This window comes from Candidatus Aquiluna sp. UB-MaderosW2red, from assembly GCF_900100865.1.
GTDB lineage: Bacteria > Actinomycetota > Actinomycetes > Actinomycetales > Microbacteriaceae > Aquiluna.
This window is the reverse complement of sequence record NZ_LT627734.1, coordinates 95,699-112,004: the sequence shown is the minus strand read 5'-3', so window position 1 is coordinate 112,004 and position 16,306 is coordinate 95,699. Positions and strand designations below refer to the sequence as shown.

The following is a 16,306-nucleotide window of genomic DNA, read 5'->3' as shown; positions in this document are numbered from 1 at the left end:
GTTATTTTGGCGCAGGGCTCAAGCCCCCGAAATGCTTTTATTCGGAATGTCAGCCCCACTCCTAAAAAGTGACTGCGCATTGCGACTTGCTGTCCTCCCGACAGTAGTCAACATCGCGGCCCCATCACAAACCCTTGGATAACTTTAAATAGTCACCTAAAGCTCCTGTCATAGTAAAAGGCATGGATAGAGAAATTTGCTCGCTGTGTGACGCATACTTCACGTATTCACCCTTGGGTATATCTGACAGTCCTTCAAACTGGAAAGTCTGTAAGGTTTGTGCAAGCTCAAGAATTGATCATAAATATTCGAACAATGAGTTTTTCAGATGGCACCTGGCAATTTCTAGGCAAATGGCCAAGGCGCGCTCTTGGCCCGCGTCGATTTTCGTCAAGAGCCGACCACTGCCTCAGCCTCCGCTCAAGTAACCATTCGACCGGCCTACCAGCCTGGATGGGTCAGGCGATGATAATTGATTTGCACTCATACCCAGTTGCGCCAACTGATTACGAGCCTTAGAAGGAATCAGCCAGACCAGCGCATTGTCTGGGGGTTGATAATTTTCGCACCTCAGACAATTTGGTTGATTTGGCAAGAAATGCTTTTTCTGCGCTTGGAGAGGTAGGCATCAACACACTGTTTGTGTGCACCTATGCCCCACTTGCCTTCTATGGAAAAGATCAACGCGTGCAGTCAGCCATGTTGGAAATAAGAAGAGAAACCTTCTTGACCGCTGGTAGACCTGCTCAAGGCTTTGAGCCAAAAACGGCTGCAATTCCGGACCTGCTTGATGCGCTTTCACTCAAATCGGATGAAGGGGGTTCAGAGAGATGATCTCAGTTCAGCCTGGGTCAAACCAAAAATGTCAGCCCCCTCTTCTGCCGTCTAGCTTCAATCGAAATTGGGGGTTCAAATGAATAGCTATCGAGTAAACCCAAAGCCAGCCTAACTACCCTGCCAGGCTTAACTCACACAGCCCCCAACTCACCTAGTCATTTGGAATGCTGATAGCGGGCTCGCAGCTTTTGAGAAAACACAGGGACTAAGTTCATCCAGTCAATCGCGAGGGCGTATAGAATTAAAATTGCGGAACACAACCAACTTGGGGGCATTTTGGAAGACGAATCATTTGCGAGGGAAGAATCAAAAAAGCTTCTCCTTAGCTGGATTGACATTGAGACTGAGTTCAATCCAGCGTCCTCGGATCGTCTATTCGGATACCTCGATGTTTCAATTGACGGCCATGTCTATTCGCGACCTCTCTACTTGACGTTTACAGCGAAGTCTCTTTTTATCGATGCTCCCGTTTGCGAGATGGACCAAGTTGAAAACTTGGCTGCTGAATTGGGTGCAATGGGAATTGGCAAGATGGGAGTTGCCATGACTTACCACAATGTGTTGAATTACAGCCAGATAATTGCGAACCCCGAGGCTTCCAAATTGTTGCTTGAAATGATTGTTTCACAGGCTGGAAAGCGCGAGTTTGAAATTCTTGGTACGCGCCATTTTCTCAAGAAGGAAGAACTTACCCAAGGCTCCGCCTCATCCGTCGAATCTAATCACAGCATCCAAGTTGAGCCAGTGAGCCGAACCTTAGACACAGCATCCAAACAAGGAGAGACAATAACATCGGATGAGCAAGAGCCCAGTGCAGAAAATTCGACGTGGTATCGACAGAACCTAGTGCTTGTTGATGCGAATGCTGATGCGTGGTTTGAGCTTTTTGTCCCAAAGCCAGCATCAGAAGTGCACCAGCATCGCCTCTCAGCCATGGGTGACGTTGCAGGCCGCCTTTCTCATGTGGCAGCTCAAGATCTGAAGATGGTTTCGAAATTTGAGATTGACGAGGCCGAGCAGGGGGACATTCAAAGTATTCCAGAAACTGCCATTGGCAAAGAGTTCCTTCGGGCACTGGAGTCGGAGGAATTGAAGGCCAGCTACAAAACAACCTGGGCAGCCTCTCACGAGAGTCAGATTGAGGTAGACAACAAACACCGCCTTCAGGGTCAGTGGGTGACAGCTGCAGGGACACCGTTTTATCAATCGCTTGAGGTTCACATCAATAAAGAGGGTCAAGAAACCGCCTACTGGTTTGTGGATCTTTTGGCCACCACAGTCCCAATCGATGGGGTGGATTATTTTGAGGTTGAGGACGAAGACGGCAAGATCTCGACCATCAACCTGGATACAAAAGCAGGGGGCTTTAGTCTGGGTCAGCTTTCAACCAAACTCCAGCTGCCAGTATTCATGAAGCAGCTTGCGTTCATGTGCGAGACGCCATTGCCCGGCAGTCAGCTTATGACTTTGAGCAGGGACTTGGCGTTTCCGCAAATCCCACATGAAGCCAGACCGGTGCCGTTTTTCACCATAAAGAACCATGCAGAGGCAAGCGGTTTTTCAAGAATAAATGGTTCTCAAGGTGCAGGCAGTTCAAACGTTTTTGAGAGCACCATATTTCCTCAGGTTGTCCAGTTTGGTTGGAAACTGACGCAAGATTCACTTCCATTTTTGAGCCAGATCCTCCCTTTGCTTGTCAACGGCTGCACCGCAGCGGCAACAACTGTCGAAGACGGTTATGTCAATTTCCGGGATCCGAACTTTACCGCCCCTTGGGACGATGCGCTCGGGAATCCGTGCGCCAAACTTGTAGAGGGGGCATCAAGGAGCAGTCGCGTGGCAGCACCTCAATGGATTCCGGTTACTCAGGTGGGTGGCCTCATGGATCAGACCAGACAGCTTCTCGTTGAGGTGGGGGAGTTTTTAAATGTCGAGAATGATGTAGGTGCGCGTGAAAAGCTAGTCCAGCTAGTTAGAGACGGTGCCGGACCATTTTTGGTGCATGGGATAAACACTTACATATACAGGTTCTTGATTCCTGAGCTGTCTCAAAACCCCGAGTTAATCCGAGAGATTGAATACTTCGCCCACCAGGCTGTCGACCAAAGAATGCTAAATCAGTCAACTAATGCGCTTTCCAACCTCGGGGTGGCCTACTACATTTTGGGTGAGCTTGATTCAAGTTCCAAAGCATTCACGTCTGCCCTCGCGCGCGAAGACAAGTTTTCGGATAGAGAAGCCAGTTTTTTCATGAGCCTCATAGAAAAGGGCCGAGGAAACCTTGAGCTCTCGAAGAGCTTCCAAGAGCGCTGCGTGCTAGCCGGTGGTTATCAGCTCGGCCCGGGACTTCTGGGTACGCCAGCAAATAAAACAACTACGCACCAAACAAACCAATTTCTTGAAGAAAACAATTTAGATGCGGATTTCTTGGCGGGACCCTCCGAAGTGAGCGAAACTCTGAGTTTTGGTCGCGTCTTCCCAGCGATCCCTGAGAATTCCATTCTTAGACAGCTTGTGTCTAACTTTGGGGTCAAGCTAAAACTGGCTCAAAACCTTTCTACAGCCACCTTTGAGGGTGGCAAAGAGAGCACAGACTCTTACTACGTAATGCTTAAAATCTCACTGCTGATCGCGGCGCTCGAAGCTTGGGAGCGACTCTCCGGAAAGGGAACAGTGATTGTGAATGATGGCGATCTGTCGAAATCGCTGGCGTCGGAGCCGTCATGGAAGCACTTCCGAGAAAAACTCATATCCTTGGCAACTAGCCCTCAGTTACGGGGCTCGGTTCAGCGTTTTTATGATGGTGACCATCAAAATCTCGTCCCTCTCCTCACCACAATCCGACACGGGTTTTTCCACCCTGGTCTGACTGCAACCAATAGCACTTTAATTTCAAGACCAAAACTCCGAGAGGCATTGCTTGATTGCTTTACTCGCGTGGAAGCCCACTTGTTGGAAGCTTTTGACCAATGGTCGATAAAGATGCTGCGCTGGCACGAACTTGAGGAAATTGGTGATGATGACCTCATCGAAACCGCCAAGACTCTCGGCATAGCGGCTGGATATCCAAGAGAGGCTATTGAGATCGAATTTCGAAAACATCTGACCGACAACGAATGGGCGATTCTCATTGCTGAGTTATGGTGTGAGGATGAATTTGACGTAGAGGAAACCATTGCGGATGTCATTTCAAACATGGCCTCCTATGCCACTGAACACGAGTGGTGGGATACTAAGGCCAAAAGCATCCGAGGGGATTCCGAAGAGGCTTAGAGGCACATTCCATTCTGGTCTTGTTATTTTCGCTTTAATCGAGAAACCATTGGTCCCATTTAAGGGTGCGAAAAGCATCGCCGACTCTTTAGGTGTCAGAGACTTGACTAGGCGCACATTCCTCAAGACCATCATTTAGCGCTACTTTGGGGACACGAGCCAAAGACGCTACTTTTCTGGACCTTGCTAGGATCTGATTAAGTCTGTCGTTTGGTAGATGTAGAGCTTGATGAAGGGGGTTTTCTGTGGCAACCGAGCAAGAGGTTTATGATTTTATATTTAATAAGTACGCAGTAACAGATGAGGGTAACCGATTTTTCTCTATGGAGATCGAGACAACCAGAGGTAGAACTCATAAGGTTTATGCAGGCGTTCAAGGCAACGCACTTCAATTGACTGCCCCAGTGGTTTGGGCGAATAGGATCGATGCAGACGGGGTTTTATCCGCTAACACATCTATGTTCGGTATCGTTACCGCAGGAGGGGCTTACAGCCTGAAGCACAACGTTTTCGTCGAAGACATCGACGAGAGTGAAATAAGGAATGCCTTTTTAAAGCTTGCGGTTGAGGCAGACGATCTCGAGGCTCAACTCGGCTTCCAAGATGAATTTTAGGAAACTTCAGATCTGAAAGTAAGTTTTATCAGGACCCCCTGGGGACCATCAGGATTCGGTACAATCGAGCCTTCCCACTCTTTCAGGTTGCAATTTTCCTTGGTTCAACTTTCAGTTTCATCGAAGATTGCTGAGACAAGGGCCTCACCCAGCACACAAAATAATGTTCTTGACTTAGTCCTTCTAAGCCACCAAGATTTCATTAATAACTAAATAAAAATCCACTCAAGTCCCAAGGGGCTTTAGAAGATGGCTGAATAAAAAGGCTTCCCGCCTTCAGCGTGCAACCTGCCGACCATCGGCGAAGGTGCAAAGGGAAATGAGTAGGTCAAGAAATTGACAAAAGTAGATGGGCCAGATGGCCCACTGGTAATGAAAGAGGCAAGACCCAATGAACTGGAACCTAATACCCGGAGACTCACTATCTCCCGTGATCATTCACGTCCCACACGCAAGCACTCACATCCCCGATCACATAGCCCAGCAGTTGCTGCTCTCGGCCCAAGAGCTGCAGCAGGAGTTGGACCTAATGACCGATGGGCTAACCGATCAGTTGGCAAGACTCGCTTCTCAAAAAGCCAAGGTGACTCCTTGGATCTTTGAGAACACGCTCTCTAGGTTGGTGTTTGATCCTGAGCGATTCCCAGATGACACCGAGGTTATGAACCAGGTTGGCATGGGGGTTGTTTACTCAAAGACCAGTGACCAGAAGCCTTTGCGTGATATCCCCGAATCTGAATCTCAGGAGGTTATCGACACCTACTTCAAGCCGTATTCATTGGCCTTCCAAGCGCTCGTTGCCGAGCGCCTGGAAGCATTGGGCCATGTTGTGATTATTGACCTGCATTCATATCCTGTTGTGGCATCGGATTATGAGCTCTATAAAGAATCAGCAAGACCGGCAGTTTGTCTCGGGGTTGATGACTTTCACACCCCAGAAGCTCTTGTTGCCCTCGCCACCGGAGAGCTGTCTGGTTTAGGGGACATTGACATAAACACTCCTTTTGTTGGTACTTATGTGCCGCTTGTGTTTTATGGCAAAGAGCCCAGGGTGCAGTCGATCATGTTGGAGCTAAGAAGAGACACCTTTTTGATTGCTGGTGTCCCTGGACCAAGCTTTGAGAAAACGGCGCTCGCCATCGCACAGCTGATTGATGGGCTCAGTAGCGCCAGCCAGTAGTGGCCACTCGGATGGCCCCAGCTTCGGGGTAATCCGAGTCTCTATGTCAGGATGCGGAATCCAAGCGATTCCACTTTGAAAACCAAACCAAAAATGTCAGAGCCCGGGCTTAATCTTTTGGTTTAGGGGAAGAAAAGAGGGGCAAATGAATAGCACTAAAGCCGGGCGTCAGCAGTTCTATAAGCCGATGCAGCGCACCACAACTAATCCCATTGAGCGTTACCTCGAAATCAAGAAGATTTCTGCGAAGGTGAATCCTCGAACCCTTTTGGAAAAGAGGGTTCGATGAGCGTTTATGAGGACCTGTCTGACGAAGAGCTCTGGGATCGATCAAGATCCGATGATCTCTTTGATAGAGCTGACTCCCTTATGGAGCTTGGTGATAGAAAGCTCAAGGCTGAGGACTGGGCTCTAGCCAAGAATCTATTTGGTTCCTCATACGATCTTTATATTCAGCAAGATCGAAATGCCGAGGCGGGTAAAGCCAACTACAGCTTTGGGTACTGCCTTTATTCTCTCAAGGAGTATGTAGATGCTTTGGAAGCCCTAGAGCGCTCATTAGCAATCGGCACAGAAATTAACGACTCGAGAGTCATCGCGTTTTCTGCGGGACCTTTGGGGGACACCCTCGCCGCACTTGAGCGCCCAGACGAAGCAATCGAGATCTATGGACTTGCGATTGATACTTTTGCGGAGCTCGAGGAGTTTTATTCAGCCGGTATTAATTCTCTGAGCCAGGGCGAGCTCTACGGGGTAAAAGGCATGAAAACCAGTTCGCTGGCAAGCTTTCTTCGGGCCTACAACATTTTCCAATCTGCTGGCGACGCCTTTGGCGCCGCCAGGGCTAAAGATCGGATGGCTTCGGCTCTGATTGAGCTTGGTGATTACGAACAAGCTTTGGCTCACATCAAGGATGCGCTAGCTACTTTCGAATTCATGGAGGTGGAAGAGCGAATTGTGCACATGAACTACAGATTGGGTTGGACCCACGTGCTGGCTGGTAATAACGCCAAGGCTAGAAAGCCCTTGAAGTTTGCGATTAGAAAGCTCAAAGAGGCCAAGGAGTTTTCTGGGGCAGCTCTTGCAGAGCTTGAGTTAATTACCGCCCTGCATCGATTAGACGATGACGATCAAGTAGACGAACTCAGCCGAAGGACTGATCGAATTCGGGCCTATTTTGAGCATGCTGGTGAATTACATAATGTTTGTTACGTGGATCTTTTGACCGCCGAGAAGTTCATGGGCCTGAAGCTACACGAAGCCGCTGCCGAAATCTTCCGGGACGTTATCGAGCGGGCAGCGGTGATCGAAAACAGGTCGCTGATTAGGTCCTCAAAAGCCAGTTTGGCAGAAGCGCTATTTCTCATGGGTCGCCACCAGGAAGCCAAGGCTGTGCTCGATGAGATTGATTCCAAGGACTGGGGTGAGAATCAGCCCGAGTTAGACAAGCTTGAAAAGGTGAAGAATCTAATGTTGGAAAAAATGGCTGAGACTTTAAACATCATCGTTCCCGAGTCCGATAAATGACCAAGGACTTTGAACCAGAGCTTGCCGGAACCATTTGGCAGCCAGTTGTTGAAGCCATGACACAGGAGGCAAAAAACTTCACTCCTGGGGAATACGTGTCAGTAGTTTTTACTTCCAGAAAATCCAGACTCGCAGGTAATGACCGACCACACCTTTACCTAATGGGGTCTCCTGAGTCTCACCAAATAGGAGAAGACATAAGGACCTTCCAGGTCTCGGTGGCAACTCAGTACATGGCAGGCAAAGATATCCACTGGGCCCAAGAGCAGTTCTTAGAGGCCGGGCTTTTCCCCAATGAGGGGAATGTCTTGTTTCGGGTGAACAGCCCCAAATGACGGTCAGTGCTGGGCGATGACTTAGGGTCTGGACTTATCGCTGAGTTTCGCATGCGGGCGGAGCGCTTCAGCACTAGAGATCCGAATTCAGTTGGCTTTGAAGATTGGTGAACCCTCCAAGATTTGAATTTCAGTACCGCGGCTGCCCGCGAATACTTGCGCTGGAGGGATGGGCGCAGAACATAGCTAGTAGAACCTCTTGGCACTGGTTATAATCATCGTCACGATGCTAAGTCCAAGGACGGTCAGGCCCGTGCGTTCATCTTTAGCCCTGGTCTAAGTCATTGAATCAGGCCCAGAGGGACGCTTCAACGAATGTCCAAGTCGCTTCTCTAAGCGTTAGGAGCTGACTGTTGCGGGTGAAAGCACGTTGACATCTAGGGGGATTTGAAAGTGTCTTTTTTTTCGAATAGAGGTCCAAAGGGGATGCCTTCTTTTGGCGGTGGTTTTGGCGAAAGGAATGAGCCGCAGATTCCGGATGGATTTGCAGAAGGAAGCCTGACCTGGCAAAACGTGTCCAAAAGAATTGTTGGCCGGTTAGCGGATTCGTGGTTCGCTGAATACAGTCCAGTTCCAATAAGTGCAACTTTGTCACCTGAGGCTCTTGCCTACTCGGAACCGCACCTTGAAACTTTTGCTCCTTACTATTTTGCCGCTGAAGAGCCCAAGGTTCTGCCGGGAATGACCATCAACTTCAGTAACCTTGGGGCCCAGACGGACATTGATCAGACCCAAGTCGGAACTGCTCTGATTGATGTGCTTCAGGAGGCGGGGGTCTCTTGGTTCTACGAAACACGTTTTCCAATCAGCCCTTTGGAGTCGATTGAGATTCCGGAATCCCGCATAGAAGGAGTTGCTGAGTGGACAAACTTCTTCGGGATGCCTGTGCATCAAAAGTTCCGTGTTTATGTTGATGGCAATGGTAGGGAAACTTGCGTTTGGTTCACACCAGCACTAGTCGCCACAAGGCCATTTGAACACTTGACTCAGAACTGGCTGCAGAATGACTCCGGGACATTTGATGGCGTTGAGATACCCCAGTCCGAAATAGACCAAGGGGCTTTAAGTTTCGGCCAATGGTCGACAGAAATATACATACCAGTCCTGGCCAAGAGTCTCTTTTACTTGGCAGAAACCCCATTTCCTTCGAGCTTTCTTTCTTTTCCTAGGCAGTCTGCGTTCGAAGCGGTCCTCACGGAAGACAGACCGAGACCTTTTATCGTCAACGCAAGGTACGAGGAAGCTCGAGGCGTATTTCAAGATACTGGAGCAGAGTTACTAGTTACGTCAACGTTTATGCCAAACGTCATTCACTTTGGTTGGAGTTTCAGCACAACAAACAAATTATCACTTCTGAAAAACTTGAAGACAATGTCAACTGGCCTGGTAAAGATCAGCTCAATACTTGAAGATGGCTATCTAAATGCAAATAGCTCTGGATCCCAGTCCGACTTTGACACTCTCCTGCTTTCGGCCGTGGGGCTGAGCTTTCCTGGTTCGCCAAATGAGGGACTAGGAGGCTTTTCTCGGTGGGTGCCAACCACGCGAATAGGATTCTTGATGCATGAGACCAACACTCAAGCTCAGTTGGCAAGCAGTGCTGACTCGGCAGGAGACCTAGACACTGCACGACGTTTATTCGAATGGGTTTCTTACGATGGTGCCGGGCCTATGGTGCCAGCTTGCGTAAATTCGCTAGTTTTTCGCTGGCTCATTAGGGAACAGAACTGGCAATTGGCTGAGAGCATCCTTGAAGGCGCGTACCTAATGAAGATGGGAAGAGAGTCAATCAACGCGCTGTCCAACTGGGGCATTTCCTTATTTCTTCAAGGCAGACTTGACGATGCAAAAGAGAAGTTCGAACTCGTGCTCCAAAGTGGGGACGTGCATGCGGAAAGCGAAGCGTGTTACTACCTGGCTGAAATTTTTGTGGTGCAAGACGACGAAGTCCTTGCAGGCAAGTATCGAGTCAAGTGCGCTGAGTCTGGCGGCTACGACTCTGCAACAGGTCAAAAAGGGGGATCCGGATTTGACGCGAATATAAGTGAAGAATCCAGCCAGCCAGCGAGTGAAACATCTTCAGTTGCTCCTCGGTATTGCTCAAATTGCGGGACGAAATTCGAGGGATTCGCGGGGCAATTTTGCTCGTACTGTGGAAGACCTAGAGGTTAAAGGTTTCCGATTGAATCCGAGTACGCCTTATTAGTGCTAGTTGGTGGCAGATTCAAACTTGGGTATACGGGTACGTTGAGCTCAAATTCTTCTGCCGTAATCCAGAAGCGGGATCGCTGATGCCACTTGGGTTCTCCCTGGAAGGGTAAGTTCTAGGCCTCGATGTTGATGTGCACGTGCCTGACCGTTTTCCCAGGGCAAAGGCCATAACTCGGATTCAGTTTCCAAATTTACTTGGAGACTTTAGTAACTTCAATAATAAGCAGTGTTGTTGGACTTCTAAGTGCCATAGTCTTAGAAAGATTTTTGCCACATTCAATCGATCGGAGGATCCATGGCAACAAGGATGGAAGTACTGAATTTTGTTTCGAGACACTACAAGTTTGAGCAAAAGAGCGAAACGCTGTATGAGTTCGAATTCGACATCGAGGGCGGAAGGCGTCACAGGCTTTGGGTCTCCATCACAGACGAGCTAATCATGATCGCCGGTCCATTTGCTCGTGAGAGTGATCTAACTCCAGGCATTGCTTTGAAATTAGCAGAAGGCACTATTCTAGGGTTGTCGACGCTGGCCGGCTTCTATGCACTTATTCACGTCGTGCCAATCGCTGATGTAGACGAGTCGGAGATTGCATTCGGCTTGAGGCTTGCAGCTAATGCCGCCGATGAAATCGAGAGGTCAATCGGCGGGGATCAATTTTAGGATTCTATTCATCTTGAGCTAATTACACTTTCGCTCCTGGAGTGCTGTTTCTGGGGTGGCAATGCGCCCATTTGTGCCAACGCGATTGCTTTGCGTGCGTGCACTTCAGTTTGCCAAGACTCGGGACCAGCCCCAGGAATATGATTACCGTCAACTCTTTTGCATCCCCGACCTAAGTAGCGCTTGGGCAGCGCAGAGATTTCCTACCGGAGGCCCCCACCCTTACGCCTCTCCAGCATGCTAACCGACTTCACATCCTCCAGTCAGCCGAAGGCCGCCTGCGGTGGGTACTTTGATACACCTTGGTAGAAGACGCCTTTTTATCTGATGGTATTCCTGGACTGAACTTTGAAGCAGTGGCGCTCGCTATGGCGAGGTTCACTTCTGCTCAGTTTTCATCAGAATAATAAGTCCCGATCTAGCCTTCAGTCCAGCTCTTTCGCCATCCCCAACAGCCCAGCCAACCTACTAATACCCTTCACATCCTCTAATGAGCTGAAGACTGCTTTGGGCAGGTTGGTTGAGTAGACCAAGTAGCAGACGCTCTTGGCTCTACTGATTGCAACGTTCATTCTGTTGCGATCCAATAAGAATCCAAGGCCTCTTGGGGCGTCTTGGGATGAGCTTGATGTGAAGCTGTAGATCACAACCAGGCCTTCTTGGCCTTGGAACTTATCTACCGTGCCAACGGCAACTTCTTGGTGGTTGGCTTTATCCAGGGCTTTGCGAATCGCGTTCACCTGGGCGTTGAATGGAGCGACAATCAGAATCTCTTCTGCGCCAACCTCGTTGATGTGTTTCTCAACCAGTTCTATGACCTTGGTCACTTCTTGAGGGCTAAAGGTTGAGTTGCCGGTGTGGTTGATTGGGGCTTTATAGAGACCAGGGGCTATGCCCTGAATGATGTGCTTATTGGTGTCGGGGTGAGATCTCAGTTTGTTTTCATATGAGAGCCAGGAGACTGGGGCATTAATGTTTGGGTGCAGTCTTCTGGTTACTTCGACAAAGTAACCCATGCCTTTAGGGAGAATTTCGTAATCACCCATGTAGTGGCCCAGGGCCGAGTTCTCCAAGCCACCGGGGTGGGTGGCTTGAACCACCTGTGGAAGCTGTTGAGGGTCACCAAAAAGAATCATGTTGTCGGCAATCCCGGAGACGGCCAATGCATCCACCAGCGAGAACTGGGCTGCCTCGTCGATGATCAAATAGTCAAAGTGGTTGCTGCGTACCTCTTTATTGCTCAGGGCAAATGCGGTGCCGCCGACAAGTACGGCATGGTTTGCCCTGGCAATCTTTTTGCCGATGGTTCCGGCACTTGAGGCCGTTACCCAGGGGTACTCTGCGGTGTCTTTGGTCTTTTTGGCTTTGAATATTTGGGCTGGGTTGACCCCCGCTTCCATTGCCGCTTTTAGAACGTTCTCGACCACGGCGTGTGAGTTGGATCCAACCGCTACTGATTTCCCAGCTGCTAGTAGGTGAGCAATAAGGTGAGATGCCAGGTAGGTCTTGCCACTTCCTGGAGGACCCTGCACCGCTAAGACGGTGTTGTCCATTTTCCCCACGCTCTCAATTAGTGCGGGGAGATAGTTGCTCGGGTCAGCCTGCGCTAACTGGCCATCGCCTATTAGGCGAGGCCGGCGTCTTAGGAGTAGATCCATTGCGGAGTTTTTAGTGGGTGCTGGGTTACTCGGGGAACCCCAAACCTCTGTTATTCGCTCCGCTAGGTTATTGAGCTCATCCTGTTTGGATTTGGCTAGGAACCTTTGAAACTTAATTAGGGCATCTGGTTGATAGAACAAATCATCCGGGTCTTGGGTGTCTCTGGAAAAGGTGATTAGCCCCTGGGCTACTTCGGTCACTTTGCCAAAGTTTCTGTTTTGAAGCCCTGCACCAATTGGGAACCTGATGATTATTTCATCACCGGGTGAAGGGTTGTAGATCGACTCTTTTGGGTAATTGGCCTGGTAGCTGACAACGTGAACTAGGTTGCCCTTTTTATTTAGCTTTTCGCTCCGATTTATCTGGGTCACATCGGATATTAGAAGTGCTTCGCGGTCCTTTTCGAAGGCCTCTTCGTCTTGGTTCATGCGAATCTGTAGGTCTGCCCAAAACATTACGTCTTCGCGTCGGTAGAAAAGTATTGAGTGGGCAAGGGTTTCCCAGACCTTCGCTTTGATGTCTAATTCGATCGATTCTCCCCATGGCCAATTTTTTAGCGGCAGAAAGAATCGAGCGGTTTTGGCTTCGAGCTCTTGGAGCTCTAAGGCCGAAGCGCTTGGGTTTTCCTCGGAGTCGTCCTCTTGGAACTTGCCGTCTTCTCCGAAGCGGCTGGCGGCTCCTGGCATTGTGAGGAGCCAATCGTAGAGCTCCATTGTGGAGATTACGTCTTCTTTGTTGTAGTCGTGCAATGCGTGGTAGAGATTCTGGGCCCTTAGGCCGAGGTCCTCTTGCTCTTGGTCGCCAAGGGTCAGGTCTATTGAGCCAGCAACTAAATCGCGCCACTGGGCGTACTCATCGATGCTGGCGCTGGCATTGGTAACTTCTGATTCTCTTTTGAAGCCGTAGTGGCGCTCAAGGTTTTTGATTGAGTATTTAGGTTCGCCGATTCTTAGGCTCTTGGTGACTATTGGGTAAAGGTCAACCAGTCTTTTATCTTGCTCGAGCCTTCTAACCTCTGGCCCCATCACTCCGTGGCGATTAGCAAGTTTTAGAAGTGCCGTTTTCTCATAGGAGGCGTAGTGAAAGATATGAGCATCGGGATGTTTGTCCATGCGGTCCATCAGCCAGGTCATGAACTGTATGAATGCTTGTTTTTCTTCAGCCCTGTCCACCGCCCAAAAGTCTGTGAAACCTGAGTCTCTGGTCCAGTTGCCAAATAGGTATTCGAGGCCGCCATCAGGGAAATAAGGGAAGCCCTCCATGTCGAAAAAGACATCACCGGCACTTGGCCTTGGGAGGAATTGCAGAAGTGGGTCTTCTAGAAGTTCATGCTCAGGTTGATTTGTTTCCATGCTCAAAAGTTGCAGAGCGGCTTGTTTTTGCATCTTTGAAAAGGTCGCCTTTGTCACATCGGGCACCTTCTCAAGCGGGCTTCGAGCTAGTTCACTGAGGTTCTGAATGCCTGCGGCATTCAGTTTGGCCCTGAGGTTTTTGCCTAGCCCTGCAACTAAGAGAAGGTCTTTTGTTGCTTCGCGATCGTCTTTACACAGTTCTGGGTATTCGCAGATCTCGCAGTCGCGGTTTGAGGCGCAGTGCCAGGTGAAGCTCTCTAATTGAGAATCTTTTGCGGAGCCAGAGACTCTGGCTATTGCCTGCTCCAATTCTTGTCTTGCGATTCTGGTGGCGGGGACTATTTCGCCTTCTTGAAAGCTCATCATGGTGCGGTTGCCAAGAATCAGGCCGTGCCGAGAGTTTGGAGCTTTTAGTCCTTGGGCATCAAGGGCTTCCACATAAATGGCAACTTGGAGAGCGTATTCGGGTTTTGGGTGAGAGGAGTATTTGGCATCCCAAACTATGTATTTAGGCGGGCCAGGTATTTCTTGTTGAAGTCTTGCGGTGAGTAGGCCATCAACAAACTCCAAGAGCCAGCCTTGTTTGACCAAGAAGTCCGGCTTGCCTTTGAACACTGAGTGGGGTGCTCTATGTTCAAGCCCGCCCTGGTAGATGATCGGCACTCCTTGGTGCATGAGCTCCAGGGTCTGAGCTACGTCGCCATCCTTCTCGGGTCTAGCAACTGCACCTTGAGGCAGTGAAGTTGTTAGCTCTTCGGTGAGCTTGAGCTCAAAGGCATCGCCGTATTTTTGGGGCAGTGATTTATCTTCCCCTTTAGCGCGCCGCTCTTTTTGTTTTTTGATTTCGGGAGCGAGCCTTAGCTCAACCTCGGGCACTTGGAGTGCGTGGAATACCGAGAGGGTGGTGCAGTGTTCGCAAGTGGCCGCTCGCATCAGATCGCGAGTATTGAAGAACCATAAATCCCCATTTTTATGCATGGGGAAAGTATCGCAGGAGGGTGTGACCTTTAGATCCTGCCTTGCACCCCGAGCTCGTTGGTTCGATTGCTGCATAGATAAAACGTCAGACCCCCAGTGCAAGATTCATCTAACAACTAGAGATGGAGGGGAACATGAATAAAAAGTCAAAGGCTAGTCTGAGAAGAAACCGCACTATCCACCTGATTGACATCGAGAACCTTTGCATGAACAGCAACCCGACTCTTCAACAGGTCCAGCAGGTAAGAAGCGAGTACTTTGAGTTAGTTAAGCCTGGCCCCAGTGATCTGTTTTATGTCACAGTGAGTTCTAAAAACAACGTGCAATCGGCAGTTTTTGGTTGGCCCAATGCTTGGCACGGTTGCAAAGAGGGTCATGATGGGGCCGATATCTTGTTGGCTAAGGCCATGCTCGAGGATGATCTAGAGAGTCGTTTTGATGGAGTAGTTATTGCCAGCGGTGATGGTGGCTTGGCTCCCTTCGTGCAAAGCCTGGTGAGTAAATTCAAGGCCGTACTAGTTGTTTCTCAGCCGAGTGCAATCGCACTTTTGATGGCACGCTCTGGTAGCTCTGTTCGATATCTTAAGTCCGACTTTGCGCTAGTAATCTAAGAATGGAACTAAATTAGGGCTTATTGAGGGGAAACCATGAGTTATGAAGCCGGAGAAATATATTTTGTGCGTGAGGTGTCTGAAGGGGAGCAGTTAAGTCCATTTGTAAAAATTGGGTTAGTCAAGTCTCCTCGGGTAAGCGCCACAAGACTAAGTGAACATCAAACAGGGAACCCCAGAAGGTTATTAATCCCTGAAGGTCACATTGTTGCCACCGATGCTGTGTCGCTTGTGGAAGCTCAGTTGCATCGCAGGTATGCCTCTAATCGAGTTGGTGGTGAGTGGTTCTCCTTTGAGTCGGACAAACAACTCCTGCAAGTCATTTCGGATACGCGAGCCCTAGCAATTGACGCTGAAAAGCTGGCATTCGTTTTCGTCCAGGCCGATAATTTTCAAAAAAGTGCTTCCAACGGGGAGACTGTAAAGGCGACTGATTCCGATTTGGAAATTGCAACGAGGCTCGCGGACGCAACGGCGAAGATGGCATTTTGTAAGAAGATTGAATCTGACATAAACGAGAAGCTAAAAGAGGCGGTCCGCGAAGGGGAGGACGTCGGCACAGTCCAAAATCGAACCTACAAACCAAAATTCGATGAGGCCGCCTTTGCTGACAAGCACCCTGAGGTCTATTCGAAGTACTTGGAGTTGGAGCCATTTTGGTACAGCAGGTTCCTTTCCAACAAAAAGGTTGAGGCCTCGGAAGGTCTCGGCGCGGAATTCGAGTTAGCTATTACCGAAATTCAAAGTCTCATGTCTGCCATCGGCGGAACCTCAGACGCATACAAGATTTCGGAGCCGACAATGTTAGTGACGCAGCTTAAGGCCCTTGCGGATTGGGATCTGAAGTATGCAACCGCGCAAATGAAAGTTGCATGCGGAGTGAATGAAGCCATTGAAGGCGTTTGTAGCTGGAAGAGGTACCAAGACTCTAAGCAGGAATTTGACCTAAAAAAGTTCACCGGCGAACATCCTGATTTTTACATGGAGTACCTCACGGATGCAGTTACCAAGGAATACGTTCTTCGACCAAGGGGCAATGCCCGCACATAAGATTTTTGCTTTCAA

At 49.4% G+C, this 16,306-nt stretch carries 11 protein-coding genes; 10 read left to right on the top strand and 1 reads right to left on the bottom strand.

Annotated features, from left to right (window positions below; all coding sequences use genetic code 11):
* Positions 1-1,113: 1,113 nt before the first annotated feature.
* The 8 genes from BLP47_RS00600 to BLP47_RS00570 all read left to right on the top strand — a co-directional run bounded on the left by BLP47_RS00600 (position 1,114) and on the right by BLP47_RS00570 (position 10,641).
* Positions 1,114-4,110: a hypothetical protein gene (locus BLP47_RS00600; protein WP_091849367.1), complete on the top strand. Its 2,997-nt coding sequence runs from the start codon at positions 1,114-1,116 to the stop codon at positions 4,108-4,110.
* A gap of 245 nt (positions 4,111-4,355) precedes the next feature.
* The gene (locus BLP47_RS00595) at positions 4,356-4,724 is read left to right on the top strand and encodes a hypothetical protein (protein ID WP_091849363.1); all 369 of its coding nucleotides are present in this window, start codon (positions 4,356-4,358) and stop codon (positions 4,722-4,724) included.
* A gap of 391 nt (positions 4,725-5,115) precedes the next feature.
* A complete protein-coding gene (locus BLP47_RS00590) occupies positions 5,116-5,904 on the top strand; it encodes an N-formylglutamate amidohydrolase (protein WP_091849362.1) in 789 nt (262 codons plus the stop codon).
* Between the two features lie 145 nt (positions 5,905-6,049).
* Entirely contained in the window at positions 6,050-6,193 is a 144-nt protein-coding gene (locus BLP47_RS08360; RefSeq protein ID WP_157671265.1) for a hypothetical protein, read from the top strand.
* Positions 6,190-7,431 carry a tetratricopeptide repeat protein gene (locus BLP47_RS00585; protein ID WP_091849361.1) on the top strand — a complete coding sequence of 414 codons (1,242 nt, stop codon included), beginning with the start codon at positions 6,190-6,192 and terminating at the stop codon, positions 7,429-7,431. Before BLP47_RS08360 ends, BLP47_RS00585 begins: the two co-directional genes overlap by 4 nt.
* Positions 7,428-7,766 (top strand): hypothetical protein, encoded by a 339-nt coding sequence (locus BLP47_RS00580; protein ID WP_091849360.1) that lies wholly within the window; start codon positions 7,428-7,430, stop codon positions 7,764-7,766. Before BLP47_RS00585 ends, BLP47_RS00580 begins: the two co-directional genes overlap by 4 nt.
* 393 nt (positions 7,767-8,159) lie before the next feature.
* Positions 8,160-9,938, top strand: a complete 1,779-nt coding sequence (locus BLP47_RS00575) for a tetratricopeptide repeat protein (RefSeq protein ID WP_091849359.1) — start codon at positions 8,160-8,162, stop codon at positions 9,936-9,938.
* A 334-nt stretch (positions 9,939-10,272) separates the two neighbouring features.
* The gene (locus BLP47_RS00570; RefSeq protein WP_091849358.1) at positions 10,273-10,641 is read left to right on the top strand and encodes a hypothetical protein; all 369 of its coding nucleotides are present in this window, start codon (positions 10,273-10,275) and stop codon (positions 10,639-10,641) included.
* A gap of 425 nt (positions 10,642-11,066) precedes the next feature.
* Here the strand turns inward: BLP47_RS00570 and BLP47_RS00565 are convergent, their stop codons facing one another.
* Entirely contained in the window at positions 11,067-14,630 is a 3,564-nt protein-coding gene (locus BLP47_RS00565; RefSeq protein ID WP_172807159.1) for a TM0106 family RecB-like putative nuclease, read from the bottom strand.
* 134 nt (positions 14,631-14,764) lie between these two features.
* Between BLP47_RS00565 and BLP47_RS00560 the strand changes: the two genes are divergently transcribed.
* Both BLP47_RS00560 and BLP47_RS00555 read left to right on the top strand, forming a co-directional pair.
* The gene (locus tag BLP47_RS00560; RefSeq protein WP_157671262.1) at positions 14,765-15,241 is read left to right on the top strand and encodes an NYN domain-containing protein; all 477 of its coding nucleotides are present in this window, start codon (positions 14,765-14,767) and stop codon (positions 15,239-15,241) included.
* Positions 15,242-15,277: 36 nt separating this feature from the next.
* A complete protein-coding gene (locus BLP47_RS00555; RefSeq protein WP_091849352.1) occupies positions 15,278-16,291 on the top strand; it encodes a GIY-YIG nuclease family protein in 1,014 nt (337 codons plus the stop codon).
* Positions 16,292-16,306: the final 15 nt, after the last annotated feature.

Coding starts and splice junctions, on each gene's coding strand:
- BLP47_RS00590 (WP_091849362.1), top strand. CDS start 5,116: ATGAACTGGAACCTAATACCCGGAGACTCACTATCTCCCGTGATCATT.
- BLP47_RS08360 (WP_157671265.1), top strand. CDS start 6,050: ATGAATAGCACTAAAGCCGGGCGTCAGCAGTTCTATAAGCCGATGCAG.
- BLP47_RS00585 (WP_091849361.1), top strand. CDS start 6,190: ATGAGCGTTTATGAGGACCTGTCTGACGAAGAGCTCTGGGATCGATCA.
- BLP47_RS00580 (WP_091849360.1), top strand. CDS start 7,428: ATGACCAAGGACTTTGAACCAGAGCTTGCCGGAACCATTTGGCAGCCA.
- BLP47_RS00570 (WP_091849358.1), top strand. CDS start 10,273: ATGGCAACAAGGATGGAAGTACTGAATTTTGTTTCGAGACACTACAAG.
- BLP47_RS00565 (WP_172807159.1), bottom strand. CDS start 14,630: ATGCATAAAAATGGGGATTTATGGTTCTTCAATACTCGCGATCTGATG.
- BLP47_RS00560 (WP_157671262.1), top strand. CDS start 14,765: ATGAATAAAAAGTCAAAGGCTAGTCTGAGAAGAAACCGCACTATCCAC.
- BLP47_RS00555 (WP_091849352.1), top strand. CDS start 15,278: ATGAGTTATGAAGCCGGAGAAATATATTTTGTGCGTGAGGTGTCTGAA.